Origin of the sequence: Nostoc sp. DedVER02 (assembly GCF_034530675.2) — a bacterium.
GTDB lineage: Bacteria > Cyanobacteriota > Cyanobacteriia > Cyanobacteriales > Nostocaceae > Nostoc.
Genome location: NZ_JAVRCP020000020.1, coordinates 1 through 24,615, shown reverse-complemented (window position 1 = coordinate 24,615; position 24,615 = coordinate 1). Strand labels below are relative to the sequence as shown.

General features: G+C 41.5%; 5 protein-coding genes. 4 read left to right on the top strand and 1 reads right to left on the bottom strand.

From position 1 onward, the window contains the following. Window positions 1-582: 582 nt before the first annotated feature. Window positions 583-1,743: an AAA-like domain-containing protein gene (locus RMZ41_RS19675; protein ID WP_322641001.1), complete on the bottom strand. Its 1,161-nt coding sequence runs from the start codon at window positions 1,741-1,743 to the stop codon at window positions 583-585. Window positions 1,744-2,557: 814 nt separating this feature from the next. Here RMZ41_RS19675 and RMZ41_RS19670 point away from each other — a divergent pair. The 4 genes from RMZ41_RS19670 to RMZ41_RS19655 all read left to right on the top strand — a co-directional run. Continuing rightward, complete coding sequence (locus RMZ41_RS19670) at window positions 2,558-2,683, top strand: hypothetical protein (RefSeq protein ID WP_322641002.1); 126 nt, start codon at window positions 2,558-2,560, stop codon at window positions 2,681-2,683. Between the two features lie 949 nt (window positions 2,684-3,632). After that, window positions 3,633-16,691: a non-ribosomal peptide synthetase gene (locus tag RMZ41_RS19665; RefSeq protein WP_322641003.1), complete on the top strand. Its 13,059-nt coding sequence runs from the start codon at window positions 3,633-3,635 to the stop codon at window positions 16,689-16,691. Further along, entirely contained in the window at window positions 16,688-20,437 is a 3,750-nt protein-coding gene (locus RMZ41_RS19660; protein WP_322641004.1) for a type I polyketide synthase, read from the top strand. Before RMZ41_RS19665 ends, RMZ41_RS19660 begins: the two co-directional genes overlap by 4 nt. Window positions 20,438-20,508: 71 nt before the next feature. Then, window positions 20,509-24,615: amino acid adenylation domain-containing protein (locus RMZ41_RS19655; protein ID WP_322641005.1), on the top strand; the 4,107-nt coding region annotated here is incomplete at its 3' end.

Genomic DNA, 24,615 nt, shown 5'->3' with positions numbered 1-24,615 from the left:
AATATTTGTTATCAAAACTTAAGTTGAAAACTTTTATGCACAAGCAAAATCCAAAGATATACGAATAAATGATATATAATTGTAATATTTTATACTTTCTTACAAGAAGAAATCAGGAGTCAGAAAAAGGCCATGAATTCTGTACGAGTGGCTGATAGCTTGCGGAGTGCGAGTTCACGATAGCGTAGCGGTAGCGAGTCTGCGAGCGTCGCGTCTGAATATTGATTTAAAACTTCGCCCCTTGTGGCGCGAAAAGAATTAAAATATTCTCGCCTTAAAACTCAATCCCTTCATGGGTGGAGTATTCTGACTCGAATGACACTAAATTAAGCTGAAGAGTATGCAGCGTAAGGATTGCAGAGGGGTAGGGGGCAAGGGTACAGAGGGGAATTATCTAAATATCCGAACGCAATACCTAAAACTTCTTCTTTCTCCTCTGCTCCTCTGCACCCCTGCTGCCTCAACGATTTTCCCTTTTCTTAGTGCCATTCTATTCTGACTCCTGTATTCTGACTCCTGACTCCTGTTTATCACACAAGCAATGCAGAACTTATCTAACAGATGTATTCTAATTACCAGCTTCTACCAAGAAAAGGGAAGATTTTCTAACTGTCTTAATACCCATTGAGGAGTGAAAACATTCCGGTAAATTGGATTTTTAACTCTCAGATAGCCGTTATAATTTTCTACCAAACCAGCTAGCAACAGTTCTGTCTGTTCTTTACTATTATCGGCTGGTATCAAGTTCTCTATCGGGTTCCTATTCTTTAGTTCCTCTACTTGTAACACCTGTTGATAAATATTTAATAACTTTCCTGCTTTGTGTTCGTCAAAAAGTAAGCGATCTCTTATAGTACGGAGATGTTCAGGTTCATCTTGGAATTCCCAATGTTGAATAATGCGCGATCGCACCAATTGTTCTATCCAATATCCTTCAGCACCGTTCGGTATAGTAATCGTTCCTTTATAACTTTCCAAAGCAACTTGCACAACTAACTGACAAAGCTTTTGCGTGAGAAACGGCTGTCCTCTTGTCCAATGAATAATATACTGCAATATTAGCTGTGGCTGGGTGACTACTTCTTCTAAGCCTTCTAGCAGGGGCATAGCTTCATGTATTTGAAAATCACATAACTTAATTGCTTGACCAATCTTAAAGGGATTTCGATATCGATCGGCAATTAAGTTAGATGGACTGGCTACACCAAACAAAGCAAAACCCAAGCGTTGAAAACTTAGATTGTGTGCTTGCTGCTCATAACAATAACGAATCCAGAGAAAAAAATCGTTGACCGGAAAATCCAAACTTAGCAGACAATTAATATTATCGATAAAGATGAAAATGCGATTATTTGGAACTGCCTTCAGCAACACCTGTTCAACAAATCGATACAGTCGTTGTACAGGAGCAAGCTCTGATTGTTGCTTCCACCAACTTTCAAAGTTGACCTGTTTTGTCAGATTTAACTTGTGAAACAGGCTGAATATAATACCTTTATACCATTGTATAGGTGTAATGTGATTAGTACCTAATAGAGCTAAACTCAGATAAACACATATATGATTTTCTTTTTCTAAGCGATGAATAGTCCGGTGTAGTAAAGATGATTTACCTGTTTGATGGGAGTTGAAAACGTAACAAAAATCTCCTGTTTTTAATCCAGTATAAAGTTGTTCGTCTGCTTGACGGACAATATATGTAGAGTCATCATACTTCAGGCTACCACCGACTTGATATCTCATAGTCAAGTCAATTACTATAAATACTGATGCTTGTACTTTTGTAATCGATACTATATTTAAACGCAACAATATTTTGATGTATTTTAATTATTATGCTCATCATCTTTACTGTTAATTAAATTTTAATTGTCTTATCTTTACTTAAATTCTCTGATGGCGATCGCCCTGTTTCATCACTCTCAGGGAATAGTTTTTTTCTAACTATTATGCTATATGCCGAGCTTTCTATTCCACTTACTTCCTTTTCATTGGGCTGTTAAATTGACATTTGATAAATCTAGGTTGAGATTTTTAGCAATGGCATAACCGCCCAGCATAGCTAATCGCAATGCAAACGAGAATGCAAATCAACATAGTTCATAATTTTTCACAGTATACGTGTAGTGGGGAATAACAACTAAATTAGCCTATGAAGAAAGCAAATTTTTTAAAAAAAATTATATATTTTTAGATAACTAAAGAATAATCGCTCAAGAGATAGTACCAAAGTTGATCACTCTATCATGTGCAGACTTATCTTCTCTTAGCTAAAAACAAAAATCAAGGAAAGTTAAGACATTTAAGTAAATTTTTGAGATAGTTAAGACAGCAATACTGCTCAGTTAAGGAAAAAAGTAAGCTCAAGCCCTTGAAATATCGTTGTCTATAATGCCCCAAAGAAGCTTAACCAAGCAGTATTAGTTAAAACAATTAATAAAAAAGTAACTTGTGTTTTAAACTAAAAAATGAAAACAACTCTTCAAATAATGACACAATCATTCTAAATCAAGAAAATGCGATTGTTATCTGGTAAGAAAAAGCTTGAGGTGTCCCAATGAATATGGTAGATGGTTCAACCCTATTGACCACAATTTTTGTGCTAGTAGATGATTGGTATCAGCAAAAAGGCTATCGTTATTACCAAGACCATCACCAAGATTTACAGATAGTGAGATGTTGACGCTGTTAGTGGCAATAGATTTTTTCCTATACCCAAGAGAACAGCAGTTTTTAGGGTTTGTCAGAGTAAACAAATGCAAGTCTATTCCCGAAATTATCAGACCAGAGGCAATTCTACCATTGAGCCAGACGCTTGGAGGGAATGCTCGAAGAACTAAGACGTTTTGAGTTTGAGACTTAGGAGTAATATTTGAGCGCACCTTGTTGTTATATACAAAACCAGTAGCAGTAGTTGGCTACAAACGCGACAAAGGCCAAAGTGATTTTACTGGCAATGCTGGTTATGGGTGGTGTACCAGTTGAAAAATGAAGCGTTTAGGCATTGATGTCCTTACTTTTGAACAATATCCTGTGGCTGAATTCACATAAGGCGTATATTTTAAATATCTATGTGCTTAACTTTCTTAACTTTCCTAAATTTCCTAAATTTCTTAACTGTTCTCTTAAATATCTTCTTAAATGTCTTAACTGATCTTGCATCTTATTTAAAAAACTGGGATTATTTATCTGAATATATCTACTGAATAATTAAAAATAAATTATGATGTTGCTTACAAATTAATAATAAAGTTGTAGTTTTAGCATCCAACGATGTGCCCAACTGCGGTGTAAGTCAAACAACACCCCTGCGACATCAAAGGTAGGATGCCCAAAAAATTTTACCGATACCCAAGATATTTAAATTTCAAAAAAAGTTTAGTTTTTTATAAATAATTTTGATGGCTATTTGTTAATTAATATTAATTCGCTTTGAGCATAATTATATTGTTGCTAATTTCACTATCATAAAAGCGAAATATTAGCCAAGAAAAAAAGTGCTAATACTTCCAATTTAACAGTGACAAAAAGAGTAAGTTCATCTAAATAAAGGTTTTTTTAGTAGCAAAGACTATATTTTTGCATTATTTGTATTTTTATAAATAAGATTGTCAGGATTTTCAGGAGTTTTAATGGATAGAATTATAAAAACAAATTCCCCACTCTCTTCTGGCCAAGAAGCAATGTGGTTTATCTACCAAATTGCTCCAGAGAGCGTTGCTTATAATATATTTATTACTGTAAAAATTAATTCATGTTTAAATATTGCTGCTGTCAATCGTGTATGGAAAAAAATTATTGAACGCCATCCTATTCTCAGAACCACATATACCAGTTTTGAAGGCAAACCCGTTCAGCAAGTTAATCAAGAATATAAATGTAATGTTGAGGTAATCGATGCTAGCAATTGGAGTGAAGATTACCTAAAAGAGAAAATATTTGCTATAACCGACAGCCCTTTTAAGTTAGAAAAAGATGCTGTTTTGAGAATTAATTTATTTACTCGCTCAACAAAAGAACACATTCTCTTGCTAACAATGCACCACATTGCAGGTGATATGTGGTCTTTTGATTTACTACTGAGTGAATTTCAAACTTTGTATGCTAAGGAAATTGAGCAAGTTAGTCAAGATCAGATCCAAATCGCTTCAGATTCTTTGACTGAAAATAAATCTTATCTAGACTTTGTTCGCTGGCAGTCAGAAATGCTATCTGGTTCTAGAGGAGAAAAACTGTGGCAATACTGGCAACAAAAATTAGCTGGCGAATTGCCAATTTTGAATTTGCTTGTAGATAAACCCCGCCCCTTGGTCAAGACTTCTCAAGGAGCAACACATATTTCAAAGCTAGATGAACATTTAAGTCAAAAACTCAACCATCTAGCTCTAGTCTCTAGAACAAGCCTTTATCAGATTCTGCTAGCAGCATTTTACGTGCAACTTTACCGCTACACCAATCAAACAGATATCCTCATAGGAAGCCCGATGAGAGGTAGGTGGGGTAGAGAGTTTAAAGAGATTGTCGGCTACTTCGTTAACCTGAACGTTTTACGAATTTCTGTCCAGGAAAACGCCACGTTCAAAGAATTTCTCGCTCAAGTCAGCAAGACAATTAGAGAAGCCCAAAAACATCAAGATTACCCTTTTTCTTTGTTAGCAGAACAACTCCAGCCACAACGAGATCCCAGTCGTTCTCCTTTATGTCAAGTTAGTTTTACTTGGCAAGCACACCGTTGGTGTGAACCAACAGAAAATTCCTTGCACAGTGGAGAACAACTGCTTGAGATAAAACCATACTTGCTGGGACATCAACGCGGTGCAGACTTTGATCTGAATTTAATGGTGATGGAAGCTCAGGGAGTATTGCAACTCTGCTGGCAATACAATACTGACTTGTTTGAGGCTAGTACAATCATGCGTATGGCAGGGCATTTTGTTACCTTGCTTGAAGGCATTGTGGCTAATCCTCAAGAGCAGATTTGGCAATTACCTCTACTGACAGAAATTGAACAACAGCAGTTATTAGTTGAGTGGAATGATACAGGTGTAGATTATCTTCAAGATAAATGTATCCATCAGTTATTTGAGGAGCAAGTAAATAGCACACCCGATGCGATCGCAGTTGTGTTTGAAAATCAACAACTGACTTACCAACAGTTGAATTGTCGCGCTAACCAATTAGCCCATTACTTGCAATCGTTGGGTGTCGGTGAAAATGTGTTGGTGGGTTTGTGTGTAGAACGTTCCTTAGAAATGGTGGTGGGACTCTTGGGGATTCTCAAGGCGGGTGGGGCTTATGTACCACTTGACCCTGAGTATCCTGCTGAACGTTTAAGCTTCATGCTCAAAGACACTCAAGTAAAAGTGCTGTTGACTCAAGAGAAATTAGTAGAATCTCTTCCTCAACATCAAGCTTGTATCGTTTGCTTAGATACCGACTGGCACAGCATTAGCCAAGCAAATCAGGATAATCTCAACAGCACAGTCAGTGCAGAAAACCTCTCTTATGTGATTTACACCTCCGGTTCTACAGGCACACCCAAGGGAGTCGCTGTCAATCATCAGGCCGTCAATCGCCTAGTGTTAAACACCAACTATATACAGTTAACAGCTGATGAATGCGTTGCTCAAGCGGCAAATATTGCTTTTGATGCAGCTACCTTTGAGATTTGGGGAGCATTGCTTTCCGGAGCCAAGCTAGTCATTATCACTAAATCTGTATTGCTGATCCCGGAAGAATTTGCTGTCAATATCCGCGATCGTCAAATCAGTGTTTTATTTTTAACCACAGCTTTATTTAATCAGTTAGCCAGTGTTGTCCCGCAAGCATTTAGTTCTCTACGATATCTATTATTTGGTGGTGAAGCGGTTGATCCCAAATGGGTGCAAGAAGTACTAGATAAAGGCGCTCCCCAGCATTTGCTCCATGTGTATGGGCCAACAGAGAACACCACGTTTTCTTCTTGGTATTTGGTAGAGGACTTAGCAACGACAGCCACAACTATTCCCATTGGTCGGGCGATCGCCAATACGCAAATCTACATCCTTGACCAAAACTTACAGCCTGTACCAGTAGGTGTGCCAGGAGAAATATATCTTGGTGGAGCAGGATTAGCACAGGGCTACTTCAACCGCCCTGAATTGACAAAAGAGAAATTCATCCCCAATCCGTTTACAAGAAGCAGGGAAGCAGGGGAGCAGGGGAGCAGAGGAGCAAAAATTCTTCCTAATTCCCAGTCCCTAGTCCCCAGTCCCCGGCTTTATAAAACGGGGGATTTGGCACGCTATTTAGCAGATGGTAACATAGAGTACTTAGGACGCATTGACAATCAAGTAAAAATACGTGGTTTCCGCATCGAGTTGAGCGAAATCGAAGCAGTCCTGAGCCAACATGGTGATGTGCAAGTATCTTGTGTCATTGTCCGCGAAGATACCCCTGGTGATAAACGTTTAGTCGCCTATGTGGTAGCACATCAGGATTGTAAACCCACAATCAGCGAACTGCGGCAATTCCTTAAAGCAAAACTCCCAGATTACATGGTGCCAAATGCAATAGTTATCTTGGAGTCACTGCCGCTTACTCCCAACGGCAAAGTAGACCGCCGTGCATTACCCACACCGGATTTACATAGCGAACAACAAGATAATTTTGTTGCACCTCGTAATCAAGTGGAAGAAATGCTGGCACTCCTTTGGACACAAGTGCTGAAAGTAGAGCAAGTAGGCATTCATGACAACTTCTTTGAACTTGGCGGACACTCGCTACTAGCAACACAATTAGTTTCACGCATCCGCAACGTTTTTAAAGTGGAACTAGCATTACGTGAGTTGTTTGCAAGAGCGACAGTAGCCGAATTAGCACAATCAATTAGGCAGTTACAGCAACAAGACTTAGAACTCTCTGAAGCACCTATCTTACCAAAGGTGAGGGATGCAGAATTACCACTGTCTTATGCTCAACAGCGTCTGTGGTTTTTAGATCAGTTCGAGCCGAATAGCGCCTTTTACAACATTCCTATGGCTTTGCGTCTAGTGGGAAATTTGAATCAACCAGCCCTAGAACAAAGCTTACTAGAGATTATTCATCGCCACGAACCGTTACGCACCAACTTTATTACAGTTGATGGAAAACCTTCTCAAATTATTCAAACACAAACGAATTGGACAGTTTCAGTTATTGACTTAAAGTATTTATCTACAACCGATCGAGAAATTACTAGCCAAGGATTAGCGCGACAACAAGCTATTGAGCCTTTTGACCTGGCAAACGGAGCATTAATCAAGACAACATTACTAGTGCTGTCGGAGACAGAACATATATTGTTAGTTTGTATGCATCATGTTGTCAGTGATGGCTGGTCAATGGGTGTATTTGTTCAAGAACTAGCAGCGCTGTACGATGCTTATGCTCAAGGCCAGCCATCACCTTTAGCACCGCTACCAATTCAGTACGCAGATTTTGCTATCTGGCAAAGAGAGTGGTTGCAAGGAAATGTACTGCAAAACCAACTAACTTACTGGCAACAACAACTGGCAAACGCACCATCTCTATTGTCACTGCCCACAGATCGACCCAGACCTGCTGTGCAGACTTTTGCTGGTGCATATCAAAAGTTTGCACTTTCTGGTGAACTCACTGGTAGGTTGACACAACTGAGTCAGCAACAAGGAGTTACCTTGTTCATGACACTGTTAGCAGCGTTTGATACCTTACTTTACCGTTATACAGGTGTGGCAGACATTTTGGTGGGTTCGCCAATTGCTAACCGCGATCGCAGTGAGGTAGAAGGGTTAATTGGCTTTTTTGTCAATACTTTAGTCATGCGTACTGACTTAACAGGCAACCCCAGTTTTAGCGAATTATTGACTCGTGTCCGCGAAATAGCAATGTCAGCATACTCGCATCAGCATTTGCCTTTTGAAATGCTAGTGGAAGCATTGCAGCCAGAACGGGATCTTAGCCATACTCCGCTATTCCAGGTGATGTTTACACTTCAGAATGCGCCCATATCGACCGTGGAGTTAAATCAGTTAAGTGTCAGTTCAACGTTGATAGAAGGTACAACTGCCAAGTTTGATCTTACCTTGTCAATGGAAAATACTGCTGATGGACTGGTGGGTGTGTGGGAATATAGCACTGACTTGTTTGATACCAGCACAATTGAGCGAATGACGGGTCATTTTGTGACATTGCTTGAAAGTATTATTGCTAACCCACAACAGTCCATTTCTCAATTGCCCCTGTTAACAGAAGTTGAACAACAGCAGTTATTGGTTGAGTGGAACAATACTCAGGTGGATTATCCCCTTGATAAATGTCTCCATCAGTTGTTTGAGGAGCAAGTAGCGCTTACACCCGATGCTGTAGCGGTGGTGTTTGTAGACGAGCGCAGCGAGGCTTCTCGGAGAGTAAACCAACAACTGACTTACCAACAGTTGAATTGTCGCGCAAATGAGTTAGCACATTACTTGCAGTCTTTGGGAGTGGGAGCAGATGTGCTGGTGGGTATTTGTCTGGAGCGATCGCTCTTGATGGTAGTAGGACTGTTAGGGATACTTAAGGCAGGTGGAGCTTATGTACCACTTGATCCAGACTATCCACAAGACCGCTTGAGCTTCATGCTAGAAGATGCTCAAGTCAGAGTGCTGCTGACACAACAGCAACTCAAGGAAAAGTTACCTCAGCATCAAGCATCGGTTGTATATTTAGATACTGATTGGGAGTTGATTTCTCAGTCCAGTCAGGAAAATCCAATTACTACCGTGCAAGATAGTAACTTGGCTTATGTGATTTACACATCCGGTTCCACTGGTAAGCCCAAAGGAGCAATGAACACCCACTTGGGGATTTGCAATCGCCTATTGTGGATGCAACAAGCTTATCAATTAACAGCACTAGATTGCATTTTACAGAAAACTCCTTTTAGCTTCGACGTGTCAGTTTGGGAGTTCTTCTGGCCATTAATCACTGGAGCGCGTTTAGTTGTGGCTAAACCAGGAGGGCATAAAGATAGTGCTTACTTGGTCAACCTAATTTTAGAGCAGCAGGTTACTCATGTGCATTTTGTTCCTTCTATGCTCCAGGTTTTCTTAGAAGAACCAAGTCTTGAAAATTGCCGTAGTTTGAAACGAGTGATTTGTAGTGGTGAAGCTTTGCCTGTAGAACTTCAGGAACGCTTTTTTGCTCGGTTAGAGTGTGAATTACACAATCTCTATGGCCCAACAGAAGCGGCAATAGATGTCACTTACTGGCAATGCTTTCCAGATGGGAATCTTAGGACAGTACCGATTGGTCGTGCGATCGCCAACACACAAATTTACATTTTAGACGAGCATCTGCAACCAGTTCCTGTAGGTGTAGCCGGAGAATTGCATATTGCTGGTTTGGGGTTGGCACGAGGCTACTTGAACCGAAAAGAATTGACAACAGAAAAATTCATTTCTAACCCGTTTGAGGAAGCAGAAGGGGGTAGATTATATAAAACTGGAGATTTAGCGCGTTATTTACCAGATGGCACAATTGAATACATTGGACGAATTGATAACCAAGTAAAAATACGTGGTTTCCGCATCGAATTGGGAGAAATTGAGGTATTACTGAACCAATATGAAGAGGTGCAGGCATCTTGTGTTATTGCCCGCGAAGGTACGACGGGGGATAAACGCTTAGTCGCCTATATAGTGCCGCATCAGCACTTTACACCCACAACCAATGAACTGCGGCAATTCCTGAAAGCAAAGCTACCAGACTACATGGTTCCAAGTGCTTTTGTAATATTGGAATCAATGCCACTCACTTCTAACGGCAAAGTAGACCGTCGCGCTTTACCCGCACCAGATTTATCCAGCGAAATCAAAGATAAATATGTAGCTCCACGTACTCCAATTGAAGAAATACTGGCGCAAACTTGGTCACAAGTACTGCAACTGCCACAGGTAGGCATACATGATAACTTCTTTGAACTTGGCGGACACTCACTATTAGCAACACAATTGGTTTCACGCATCCGCAACATTTTCAAAGTGGAACTACCATTGCGAGAGTTGTTTGCAAGAGCCACACTAGCCGAATTAGCACGAGAAATTGAACAATTACAGCAACAAAACTTAGAACTGTCTGCACCGCCTATCTTACCAAGGGCGGAGAATGCACAATTAGCACTGTCTTATGCTCAACAGCGTCTATGGTTTTTAGACCAATTCGAGCCAAACAGTCCTTTCTACAATATGTCCATAGCCTTGCGTTTAGCAGGAACTCTGGAAGTTGCCGCATTAGAACAAAGCTTCCAAGAAATTATTCATCGCCACGAAGCGTTACGTACTAATTTCATTACGGTTGATGGACAACCAACACAAATCATTCAAACAGAAACGAATTGGACAGTTTCAGTTGTTGATTTGAAGCATTTATCGACAACTGAGCAAGAAATAGCTTCACAGCAATTAGTGCAACAACAAGCTATTCAACCCTTTGAGTTGGCAACACAAGCATTGGTAAGAGCAACATTAGTAGTGCTATCCGAGACAGAACACATACTGTTAATGTGTATACACCACATAGTCTCAGATGGCTGGTCAATCGGTTTGTTTGTTCAGGAGTTAGCAGCACTTTACAATGCTTATTCTCAAGGTAAAAACTCACCATTAGCAGCACTGCCGATTCAATATGCAGATTTTGCACTGTGGCAAAGACAGTGGTTGCAAGGAGAAGTACTACAAAGCCAATTGAATTATTGGCAACAAAAATTGGCTTCGGCTCCAACCTTATTGTCGCTACCCACAGACCGACCCAGACCGGCTGTGCAAACTTACCAAGGGACACATCAAGAGTTTGCACTTTCTGAAGAACTAACTGGTAAGCTGGCAAAACTCAGCCAAGAGCAAGGGGTAACTTTGTTCATGACGCTGTTGGCAGCTTATGATACGCTGCTTTACCGCTACACGGGTACAGAAGACATTTTGGTGGGTTCGCCAATTGCTAACCGCGATCGCAGCGAGATAGAAGGGTTAATTGGCTTTTTTGTCAATACTCTAGTCATGCGTACTGACTTATCAGGCAACCCCAGTTTTAGCGAATTACTGGGTCGTGTTCGTGAAATGGCAATGGAGGCATACTCGCATCAGCATTTGCCTTTTGAAATGCTGGTAGAAGCATTGCAGCCAGAACGGGATCTTAGTCATTCACCACTGTTCCAGGTAATGTTTGTCCTCCAGAATGCGCCGACATCTGGATTAGAACTGACTGGGCTAACTGTCAGTTCATTGCCAATAAAAGGTACAACTACAAGGTTTGATTTAACCTTAATAATGCAGAACACTGCTACTGGTTTGGTAGGGGTGTGGGAGTACAACACTGACTTGTTTGATGCTAGTACCATTGAGCGAATGACTGGTCATTTTGTGACATTGCTTGAAGGTATTATTGCTAACCCAGAGGAGCAAATTTCTCAATTACCACTGCTGACACAACCGGAACAACAAAAGTTACTTGTCGAGTGGAACGATACAGGAGTGGATTATCCAGAAGATTTGTGCATTCATCAGTTGTTTGAGAAACAGGTGGATAGTACACCCGATGCTGTGGCAGTTGTATATGAAAATCAACAACTGACTTACTATGAATTAAACTACCGCGCTAACCAGTTGGCGAACTACTTGCGGTCTTTGGGTGTAGGATCTAATGCCCTAGTTGGTCTGTGTGTAGAGCGTTCTTTAGAGATGGTCATAGGACTTCTGGGGATTATCAAAGCGGGTGCTGCTTATGTGCCACTTGACCCAGAATATCCACCTGAGCGTTTGAGCTTTATTTTAGAAGATGCTCAAGTTAGGGTGTTGCTAACCCAGCAGTCAATTCTTGATAAATTGCCCCAACATCAAGCACAACTTGTTTGTTTGGATACTGACGCTCAACTGATTTCCCAGTGCAGTCAAGACAATCTCATCTCGGACGTACAAGCAAATAATTTAGCTTATATAATTTATACTTCTGGTTCTACAGGTCAACCTAAAGGTATAGCCATGAATCAGCTTGCCCTTAGCAATCTGATCTTGTGGCATCGGGAAAATCTGAAAATTCCTCGTGGAGCAAAAACCCTACAATTTGCTTCGATTAGCTTTGATGTCTCCTTCCAAGAAATATTCACTACCTGGTGTTCTAGAGGTACATTGTTCTTAATTGGGGAGGAATTACGCAGAGATACATCAGCTTTGTTAGGTTTTCTCCAACAAAAAGCAATTGAGAGAATGTTTCTCCCCTTTGTTGCCTTACAGCAACTAGCTGAAGTTGCTATTGGTGGTGAATTAGTTAATAGTCATTTGCGGGAAATCATTACTGCTGGGGAACAATTGCAGATTACTCCCGCGATTTCCCAATGGTTAAGCAAGCTAACTGATTGTACATTGCACAATCACTATGGGCCATCAGAGAGCCATTTAGCTACCAGTTTTACTCTGACTAATTCAGTGGAGACTTGGCCGCTACTTCCTCCCATTGGTCGTCCCATTGCCAACGCGCAAATTTACATTCTGGATAAGTATTTACAGCCTGTACCCGTTGGTATACCAGGAGAATTGTACATTGCTGGTGTCCTTTTATCGCAAGGCTACTTCAACCGACCAGAGTTAACACTTGAGAAATTCATCCCTAACCCCTTTAAAAGAAGCAGAGGAGCAGGGGAGCAGGGGAGCAGAGGGGAAACCTTTAATTCCGATCGCCTTTATAAAACAGGGGACTTAGCACGCTATTTAAGTGATGGCAATATTGAATACTTGGGGCGTATTGACAATCAGGTGAAAATTCGGGGTTTCCGCATCGAGTTGGGAGAAATTGAAGCAGTACTGAGCCAACTTGATGTGCAAGCATCTTGTGCAATCGCCCGTGAAGACATTCCTGGGAACAAACGCCTAGTCGCTTACATTGTGCCTCAAAAAGAGCAGAAACTCACAGTCAGCTTTGTGCGTAGCTTCTTGAAGTCAAAGTTACCAGAATATATGGTGCCAAGTGCGATCGTTATCTTAGAAGCTTTACCGCTTACCCCCAACGGGAAACTAGACCGCCGCGCATTACCCGCACCTGATTTACACAGCCAATTATTGGACAAATATGTTGCCCCACGTAACCCAATCGAAGAAATTCTGTCACTAATTTGGGCGCAAGTTCTGAAAGTAGAACAAGTGGGTATACATGATAACTTCTTTGAACTTGGAGGCCACTCGTTACTAGCAACGCAACTCATCTCCCGCGTGCGTACCAGCTTGAAAGTAGAACTACCATTGCGTAGCTTATTTGCTGCACCAACCGTTGCTGAATTATCCCAAAATATTCAGCGATCGCAGCAACAGGATTTAGAACTAATAGCATTACCCATTTTACCAAGGACAGAGAATGCAGAATTACCATTGTCTTATGCCCAAACACGGCTATGGTTTTTAGACAAGTTAAACCCGAACAGCGCCTTCTACAACTTCCCCATAGCTTTGCGTTTAGTCGGAACTCTTAATCGAACTGCGTTAGAACAAAGCTTACAAGAAATTATTCATCGCCACGAAGCGTTACGCACCAACTTTGTCATCGTTGATGGAAAACCTTCTCAAATTATTCAAACACAAAAAAATTGCACACTTTCAGTTGTTGACTTCAAGCATTTATCTCCAACCGAGGAAGAAATAGCTTTACAGCAATTAGCGCAACAGCCTTTTGACTTAGCAAATGAAGCGTTAGTTAGGGCAACATTAGTAGTGCTGTCCCAGACAGAACACACCTTATTAGTCTGTATGCATCACATAGTCAGCGATGGCTGGTCAATGGGTGTGTTTGTTCAAGAGCTAGCAGCCTTGTACAATGCTTATTCTCAAGGTGAGCCGTCACCTTTAACACCACTGCCGATACAGTACGCAGATTTCGCACTTTGGCAGCGAAATTGGTTGCAAGGAGATGTCTTACAAAGTCAATTGAGTTACTGGCAACAACAACTGGCAAACGCACCAGCTTTGTTGTCACTACCTACTGACCGACCTAGACCATCTATGCAGACTTTTGCCGGAGCATATCAACAGTTTGCCCTCTCAAAGGAATTAACTGATAAACTCACACAACTAAGCCAGCAACAAGGAGTTACCTTGTTCATGACGCTGTTAGCAGCGTTTGATACCTTACTTTACCGCTACACAGGTACAGAAGACATTTTAGTGGGTTCGCCAATTGCTAACCGCGATCGCAGTGAGATAGAAGGGTTAATTGGCTTTTTTCTCAACACTTTAGTCATGCGTACCAATTTGGCTGGCAATCCTAGCTTTAGCGAATTACTGGGTCGTGTTCGTGAAATGGCTATGGATGCATACTCTCATCAGAATTTGCCTTTTGAAATGCTAGTAGAAGCATTGCAGCCAGAACGGGATCTCAGTCACACACCACTGTTCCAAGTGATGTTTGTCCTCCAAAATGCTCCTATATCTCAACAATTGGAGTTGACTGGGTTAACTGTCAGTCCACTGGTGGTAAAAAGTACAACTACCAAGTTTGATCTGACTTTAGGAATGGAAAACACTGCCACTGGACTGGTCGGGACATGGGAATACAACACTGATTTGTTTGATGCATCCACCATTGAGCGAATGACGGGTCATTTTGTGACATTACTTGAAGGTATTATTGCCAATCCAGAGGAGCGAATTTCTCAACTGCCACTGTTAACAGAATTTGAGCAACATCAACTATTAGTAGAGTGGACTGATACTCAGGTAGATTATCCGCAAGATTTGTGTATCCATCAGTTGTTTGAGGAGCAGGTTCAGCGTACACCTGATGCAGTGGCAGTTGTTTTTGAAGACCAACAACTGACTTACCAGCAGCTTAATAGTCGTGCTAACCAGTTGGCGCACTACCTCAAGTCTTTGGGAGTGTCCGCAGATATGCTGGTGGGTATTTGTGTGGAACGCTCAATAGAAATGGTGGTGGGACTACTAGGTATTCTTAAGGCGGGTGGGGCATACTTGCCGCTTGACCCTGAGTATCCGACTGAGCGTTTGCACTTTATGCTAGAAGATGCTCAAGTTTCGGTGTTGCTGACTCAGCAGAAACTCCTTGATAGGCTGTCCCAACATCAAGCAAAACTGGTTTGTTTGGATACTGACTGGCAGCTTATTTCTCAGTTAAGTCAGGATAATCTCATCACTGAGACACAAGCAACTAATTTGGCTTATGTGATATATACCTCTGGTTCTACAGGTCAACCCAAGGGAGTGCTGATTGCCCATCAAGGATTGCTAAATTTGGTGTTCTGGCATCAAAACACTTTTAACATCACGACCTTAGACAAAGCCACTCAGCTAGCAGGAACAGCATTTGACGCTGCGGTATGGGAATTATGGCCTTACCTAACGGCAGGAGCAAGTATCTATTTAGTCAAATCTGAGTTCCTTAGCTCGTTAGTGAAGCTACGAGACTGGTTGATTTCCAAGCAGATTACTATCAGTTTTCTGCCAACACCACTAGCACAGGAATTATTGTCTTTGGAATGGCCAACTGAAAGTTTGGCTTTGCGTTCCATACTGACTGGAGGAGATAAGCTTCATCAGTATCCATCAGATTTAATCCCCTTCCAACTAGTGAATAACTATGGCCCAACTGAGAATACTGTTGTTACAACTTCTGGGCTGGTAGTTGCCAAGGAGCAAGAACAGATATCACCGAGTATTGGGCGAGCGATCGCTAACACTCAAACCTATATTCTAGATAGTAATCTGCAACCAGTTCCCATTGGTATCCCAGGAGAGTTACATATTGCTGGTGTCGGGTTGGCAAAAGGCTACCTTAACCGCCCCAAACTGACAACTGAAAAATTCATCCCCAATCCGTTTACAAGAAGCAGGAAAGCAGGGGAGCAGGGGAGCAGAGGAGCAAAAATTCTTCCTAATTCCCAGTCCCTAGTCCCCAGCCCCCGGCTTTATAAAACTGGAGATTTGGCACGCTATTTACCCGATGGCAACATTGAATACCTGGGACGCATTGACAATCAAGTAAAAATTCGGGGCTTCCGCATTGAGTTGGCAGAAATTGAAGCATTACTGGGACAACATGATGATGTGCAGATATGTTGTGTCATTGCTCGTGAAGAAACTCCAGGTAATAAGCGCTTAGTCGCCTATGTAGTGCCACAAAAAGAGGTGACACCCACAACGGATGAACTGCGTCAGTTTCTTGACGATAAACTGCCTGGGTATATGGTTCCGAGTGTTTTTGTGATGCTGGAGTCCTTACCCCTGACACCCAACGGCAAAGTAGACCGTCGCGCTTTACCTGCTCCAGATTTACAACAGGAACTATCAAATTATGTAATGCCAAATACTGAAGTGGAAAGAATCATTGCTGGCATTTGGCAAAAAACACTGGAAGTAGAAAAAGTGGGAATTTACAATAATTTCTTTGAATTAGGAGGTCATTCTTTACTACTGGTAAGAATTAATCAGCAATTGCAGGAAAAATTTGGTTTGGAAGTGTCAATAGTTGATATGTTTAATTACCCAACTATCCATAGATTAAGCCAATATTTAAGTACTAAAATTAATAAAGAAGATACATTAAAACAAAATAATTCTCGCCCTCAATCTCCAACCGAAAGTAAAGCTTTCAGAAATCAACAATTACAGCTTAGACAGCAGTATCTTTCTCAAAGGAAGGGTAAAAAACTATGATAAATGCTCTTAATGATAATGATTTTAATAACTCTGAAATAGCAATAATTTCTCTTGCTGGTCGGTTCCCAGAAGTAAAAGATATTGACTCTTTTTGGCAAAATTTGTGTGATGGTGTAGAATCTATCTCCAGGTTGACGGATGAAGAGTTGATAAATTCTGGCGTTTCTCTAGATTTACTGAATAATCCTAATTATGTAAAAGCTAGTGCTGTTTTATCAGATATTGAATTGTTTGATGCCAATTTTTTCGCTTATAGTGCGAAAGAAGCTGAGTTAATAGATCCGCAACAACGCTTATTTTTAGAATTGGCATGGGAGGCAGTAGAAAAAGCTGGTTATGATCCGCATACCTATAATGGGTTAATCGGGGTTTATGCTGGTGTGGGAATGAATAGGTATCTTGTCAATAATCTCTACCCTCATCATCAATTATTAGAGACAGTTGATCCACTGCAATTAACAATCTCCAACGATAAAGATTTCTTGCCAACACGAGTTGCATATAAACTCAACTTGACTGGGACAGCAGTGAATGTACAAACAGCCTGTTCTACTTCTTTGGTTGCTGTTCATTTAGCTTACCAAAGCCTATTAAATTATGAATGCGACATGGCTTTAGCTGGTGGAGTTTCTATCAGCATTCCTCAAAAAATAGGTTATTTGCATCAAGAGGGAATGATTCTTTCTCCTGATGGACACTGCCGTGCTTTTGATGCTAAGGCACAAGGAACAATTGCTAGTAGCGGTGCTGGGATTGTGGTATTGAAAAGATTAAAGGATGCGATCGCAGACCGCGACCACATCCATGCAATCATTAAAGGCTCGGCGATTAATAATGATGGTGCAATGAAAGTGGGCTTCACTGCTCCTAGTGTTAGCGGTCAAGCAGCAGTGATTGGCGAGGCTCAAGCTATAGCTGGTGTAGATGCCGAAACAATTTCCTACATCGAAGCTCATGGGACAGCTACACCTTTAGGAGATCCGATTGAAATTGCCGCTTTAACTCAAGCTTTTAATCAAAGTACTGATAAAAAAGGTTTTTGCGCTATTGGTTCTTTAAAAACCAACTTAGGACATTTAGATACAGCAGCAGGTGTGGCAGGTTTGATTAAAACTGTATTAGCACTACAAAATAAAATGCTGCCTCCTAGTTTGCACTTCGAGACACCAAATCCCAAAATTGATTTTGCCAACAGTCCTTTTTATGTCAATACAACCCTGACTGAATGGAAAACAAACAACACTCCTCGCCGTGCTGGAGTTAGTTCTTTTGGTATCGGGGGTACTAATGCTCATGTCATTTTAGAAGAAGCACCCTTAGAAATTAAAAATTTAAAATTAAAAATTAAAAATTCTAAAGATGTTATTGAACGTCCTTTACACTTGTTGGTACTTTCAGCTAAGACTGCAACGGCTCTTGAAAAGGCAACAGCTAATTTAATCACGCATTTAAAAGAGCATCCAGAACTTGACTTAGGCGATGTAGCTTATACCCTCAATAGTGGTCGGCGGGGTTTTAATTATCGACGGATGTTGATTTGTCAAGACTTAGAAGATGTTGTCAAAACTCTTGGTAGTTTAGCAGCCCAACAAGTTTTTACCAATTATACAGAGATTACAGAACGGTCTGTTGTCTTTATGTTTCCCGGTCAGGGTTCACAGTACGTCAACATGGCGCGGGAAATTTATGAAACTGAGACAGTATTTAAAGAACAAGTTGATTATTGCTCAGAAGTTCTTAAACCCTTACTAGGGCTAGATTTACGTCACATACTTTATCCCAGTGAGCAAAAGATTGATGAAGCATCAAAGCAACTTCAACAAACAGCCGTTGCTCAACCTGCTATTTTTGTAATTGAATACGCCCTAGCTAAATTATGGCAGTCTTATGGAGTGGAGCCACAAGCTGCGATCGGTCACAGTATTGGCGAGTATGTAGCAGCAACTCTAGCAGAAGTTTTTTCCCTAGAAGATGCCTTATCTCTGGTAGCAGCACGCGGACAGATGATGCAGCAATTGCCTACTGGAGCAATGCTTTCAATTCCACTACCCGCAGACAAGATAAAATCCCTACTAGGGCAAGAACTTTCTGTTGCAGCGATTAATCAACCCTCCCAGTGTGTAGTTTCCGGTTCTACAGCAGCAGTAGATACACTACAAAATCAGCTTGCTGCTCAAGGGATTGAATGTCGCCAACTGCATACTTCCCATGCCTTCCATTCGCAAATGATGGAACCAATCTTAAAGGCATTTGCCGAACGAGTCAAAAAAGTTACTTTAAATCCCCCAAAACTTCCTTATATCTCCAACCTGACTGGTAATTGGATTACAGTTACCCAAGCCACAAATCCCGACTACTACGCTCAACATCTGCGTTCCACTGTGCTGTTTGCCCAAGGTGTCGAGAAATTATTAGCAACACCTGAGCAAGTCTTACTAGAAGTGGGGCCAGGACACACATTGACTACATTAGTCAAAAGACATCCAGACAAAGCAGCTGCACAAACTGTCTTGACTTCGGTACGTCATCCTCAAGAAAAACAATCTGATAATCATGTTTTATTCACTACATTAGGTCAACTCTGGCTGGCTGGAGTCAATATAAATTGGTTTGGATTCTATAGTCACCAGGAGCATTACCGCCTTCCCTTACCGACTTATCCCTTTGAGCGCCAACGTTATTGGATTGATCCCCCACAAAAAACAGCTTGGGGACAGTTGCAAGCATTACCCACACCATCACAATTATGGACATCGCTTGTACAAGAAGGTCAAAATCAAGCAAATACTAGAAATGCAGAACTCAACGAGTTAACATATCAGGAGAACATACAGTGGTTGAATCGTTTATGTACAGCCTACATTAACTCTGCATTCAGACAGTTAGGGGCTTTTAGCAATGCCGAAGAAAAGTATTCTTTGGAAAATTTGTTGGCGCAATGCCATATTGCTCCTCGCTATCAGCAATTGTTTTCTAGATGGTTGCAAATATTAGTTGAGCAAGGACAACTACAGGAAGAGGAGGGGTTATTCACTGGGCTATTACCATGTTCACAAGATTATATTAATGAACATTTAGAAGAAGTTAGAGCGAGGTTTACTACTTCATCTTTAGTAGATTTAGATTTAGTGCAACGCTGCGGTGAAAATTTAGCTGCTATTGTTGTTGAACAAGAACCCTTAGAGATTTTCAATGAACTGGTTTACCAAAAAGAAAACAAAGGCTCACATTCAGAATCTCCCTTAAATACTTACTACAACTCTATTTTGCACTCAAGTTTGGAACAGGTGGTCAAACTATTGCCATTGCCTCAAACTTTTGCATCAGCCGCATTTAGCATAAAATCTAGGCTAGAACAGAATAACCAGAAATCAGAGATTTCATTACAAAGAAAGCCGGATATTTTTCAGCCAGAAAAATTATCTGTACTCCACTCAAGACCTGATTTACCTAATTCTTATCTAGCTCCCCGTAATGAGATTGAGCAAAAACTTGCCGATATATGGGAAGAATTATTGGGAATTAAACAGGTGGGAATCCATGACAACTTTTTTAAATTAGGAGGAGATTCTTTAATAGCCGTTCAAGTTTTATCCCGAATACGAAATATTTTTTCTATTCGATTATCTGTAGCAAATTTATTTGAGTCAGCCACAATAGCTGAAATAGCACCAAAGCTAGAAAAACAACTAGATCCAGATGCAAGCTTTGGTGCAAGCGAGAGAGAAGAAATGACGATTTGAGTAACAAATAATTTTAAATTAAGAATTACGAATTACAAATTACGAATTAGGCGAGTAGAGGTAATGTTTCTGTGAATATCGAACAATTGGTAGTTGATCTTAGTAAACAGGGTGTAAAGTTGTGGGTTGAAGGTGAGCAGTTGCGTGTTAATGCTCCAAAAGGGGTATTGACACTGGAAACTCGTGACTTATTAGCTAAAAATAAAGCAGAACTTATCTTCTTGCTGCACGAGAAAAATGCGGATACCGATACAGATTTCCCCCCGATCAAAGCCGAGCGTCCTCAGAACTTACCTCTGTCTTTTGCCCAAGAACGACTCTGGTTATTAAACCAGTTGGAACCAGATAACCCCTCCTATAACGAACAAGCCGCTCTAAAACTTCACGGTAAATTAAACGTCGTGGCGCTAGAGCAAAGCCTCAACAAAATTATCGATCGCCACGAAGCTTTACGTACTAATTTCCGCACTATCAACGAGCAGCCAGTACAGGTAATTACTGACAGCTTAAACTTAAATGTGTCAATAGTAGACCTATCAGAATTACCTGAAAGTGAAAGAGAAATCGCTTGCCAACAATTAGCCACAACTGAAGCTAATCGACCCTTTGACCTTGCTAGTTCTCCTTTAATCCGAGCTTCTGTGGTTAAACTCACAGAGGTAGAACACGCTTTGGTACTAACAATACACCACATTGTAGTAGATGGTTGGTCAATAGGCATATTGATGCGCGAGTTAGCAACTATTTACTCCGCCCTCTGCAATAACTTGTCACCACAGCTACCTGAGCTACCAATTCAGTATGCCGACTTTGCGATTTGGCAGCGACAATGGTTGCAAAAAGAAGTACTCCAAACACAGCTTGATTACTGGAAGCAACTCCTCAAAAACGCTCCTACCTTATTAGAATTACCCACAGACAGACCAAGACCAGCGATTCAAACTTTCCGGGGCGAAATTCAATATGGAGAATTTTCAGTTGAACTGAGTGAAGCGATCGCTAATTTCACTAGGCAAGAGGGAGCCACCCTATTCATGACGCTGTTTGCGGCATTTGTCACCTTGCTTTATCGCTATACAGACTCCGATGACATTGTAGTGGGTACGCCCATTGCTAACCGCGATCGCTTGGAACTTGAAGGGTTAATTGGCTTTTTTGTCAATACTTTAGTATTACGTACCGATTTGTCGGGCAACCCCAGTTTTCAGCAATTGCTAAGTCGAGTGCGGCAACTGACACTCTTATCTTACGCTCATCCAGACTTGCCCTTTGAGGAGTTGGTAAAAGCATTGCAGCCACAACGCGACCTCAGCCATACACCACTGTTTCAGGTGATGTTTGTCCTCCAAAATGCGCCCATATCTGAGATAGAGCTTGCTGGCTTAACTATCAGTTCATTGCCAGCCCAAAGCACAACTGCCAAGTTTGATTTAACTTTATCAATGCAGAATACTGCAACTGGATTGGTGAGTGTGTGGCAGTACAATGCTGACTTGTTTGATGCCAGTACAATCGAGCGGATGAAGGGGCATTTCCAAACATTACTCGAAGGAATTGTTGCTAACCCTCAAGAGCAGATTTCACAATTGCCTCTGCTAACGGAAATTGAGCAACAGCAGTTATTGCTATGGAATGATACAGGGGTAGATTATCCCCAAGATAAATGTATTCATCAGTTATTTGAGGAGCAGGTTGAACGTACTCCCGATGCTGTAGCAGTGGTGTATGAAAATCAACATCTTACATACCACGAATTAAACTGTCGCGCTAACCAGTTGGCGCACTACCTCAAGTCTTTGGGTGTAAAAGCCGATGTGCTAGTGGGTATTTGTGTCGAGCGTTCCTTAGAAATGGTGGTGGGACTGCTAGGGATTCTGAAGGCGGGTGGCGCTTATTTGCCACTTGCTTCAGACTATCCTACCGAGCGTTTGCGCTTGATGTTAGAAGATGCTCAAGTTTCAGTGTTGCTGACTCAGCAGAAACTCATTGACAGATTGCCTGAGCATACTGCACAGCGTGTTTGTTTAGATGCTGACTGGCAGCTTATTTCTCAGTCAAGTCAGGATAATCTCATCACTGAGACACAAGCAGCTAACTTGGCTTATGTGATTTATACATCCGGTTCTACGGGTCAACCCAAGGGAGTGCTAATTGCCCATCAAGGATTGCTAAATTTGGTGTTCTGGCACCAAAAAGCTTTTAAAATCACGACCTTAGACAAAGCTACTCAGCTAGCAGGAACAGCATTTGATGCTGCTGTATGGGAGTTGTGGCCTTACCTGACCGCAGGGGCAAGTATCTATTTAGTCAAACCTGAAATTCTTTTATCTCCAGTAGATTTGCAAGATTGGTTGGAATCGAAAAAGATCACTATCAGTTTTCTGCCAACACCAATAGCAGAGCAATTATTGTCTCTGGAATGGCCAGAAAGTACAACTTTGCAAACTATGCTAACTGGGGGGGATAAGCTTCATCGATATCCATCAGGTTTACTCCCTTTCCAGGTAGTGAATAATTATGGCCCAACTGAGAATACTGTTGTCGCAACTTCAGGATTAGTAGTTTCTAATGGGCGGGATAATAATATTTCACCACCCATCGGTCGCCCCATAGCCAATGTTGAAATCTATATATTGGACTCTTATTTACAGCCAGTACCTGTAGGTGTACCGGGAGAATTGCATATTGGTGGTGCAGGATTAGCCAGAGGCTACCTTAACCGTCCAGAGTTAACACAAGAAAAATTCATCCCCAATCCTTTTAGTGATGAATCACATTCCCGCCTCTACAAAACCGGGGATAAAGCACGCTATTTAAATAATGGCAATATAGAATACATAGGACGCATTGACGACCAAGTAAAAATACGTGGTTTCCGCATCGAGTTGAGCGAAATTGAAGCAGTATTGAGCCAACATAGTGATGTGCAGTTATCTTGTGTCATCGCCCGTGAGGATAGTCCTGGTGATAAACGTTTAGTCGCCTACGTGGTAGCACATCAGGACTGTAAACCCGCAATCAGCGAACTACGGCAATTCCTCAAAGCAAAGCTGCCAGAGTACATGGTGCCAAGTGCTTTTGTAATCTTGGAATCCTTACCCCTGACTCCTAACGGCAAAGTTGACCGCCGCGCCTTACCAAAACCAGACTTAGACACCACACTGCTAGAAAAATATGTCGCCCCGCGCACACCCATTGAGGAAATGCTGGCACTCCTTTGGGCACAAGTGCTGAAACTAGAGCTTGTAGGCATACATGATAACTTCTTTGAACTTGGAGGACACTCACTACTAGCAACGCAACTAGTTTCACGTATCCGCACCTGGTTCAAAATGGAACTACCATTGCGTGAATTGTTTGCCAGATCAACAGTTGCAGAATTGGCGCAATCGATTGGGCAATTGCAGCAACAAAACTTAGAACTTTCTACACCATTCATCACACAAAGGGCAGAGAATGCTCAATTACTACTGTCTTATGCTCAACAGCGTCTGTGGTTTTTAGACCAATTCGAGCCGAACAGTGCCATATACAACATTCCTATGGCTTTGCGTCTAGTCGGAACTCTTAATCAAGTTGCTTTAGAACAAAGCTTGTATGAAATCATTAATCGCCACGAAGCCTTACGCACCAATTTTGTAACCGTTAATGGAAAACCTTCTCAAATTATTCAAACACAAAGGAATTGGACAGTTTCAATTGTTGGCTTAAAGCATTTATCAACAACTGAACAAGAAATCGCCACACAGCAATTAGCGCGACAACAAGCTATTGAGCCTTTTGACCTGGCAAATCAAGCATTAGTTAGGGCGACATTACTAGTGCTGTCCGAGACAGAACACGTTTTGAGTGTGTGTATGCACCATATTGTCTCTGATGGCTGGTCAATGGGTGTGTTTATTCAAGAACTAGCAGCACTGTACAACGCTTATTCTCAAGCTCAACCGTCACCTTTAGCACCACTGCCGATTCAGTATGCAGATTTTGCACTGTGGCAAAGACAATGGTTGCAAGGAGGCGTACTACAAAGCCAACTGAGTTACTGGCAACAGCAACTCAAAGATGCACCAGCCTTGTTGTCTCTACCCACAGACCGACCAAGACCTGCTGTGCAAACTTTCGCTGGCGCACATCAAGAGTTTGCACTCTCACAGAAGCTCACTCAAGGATTGATCCAA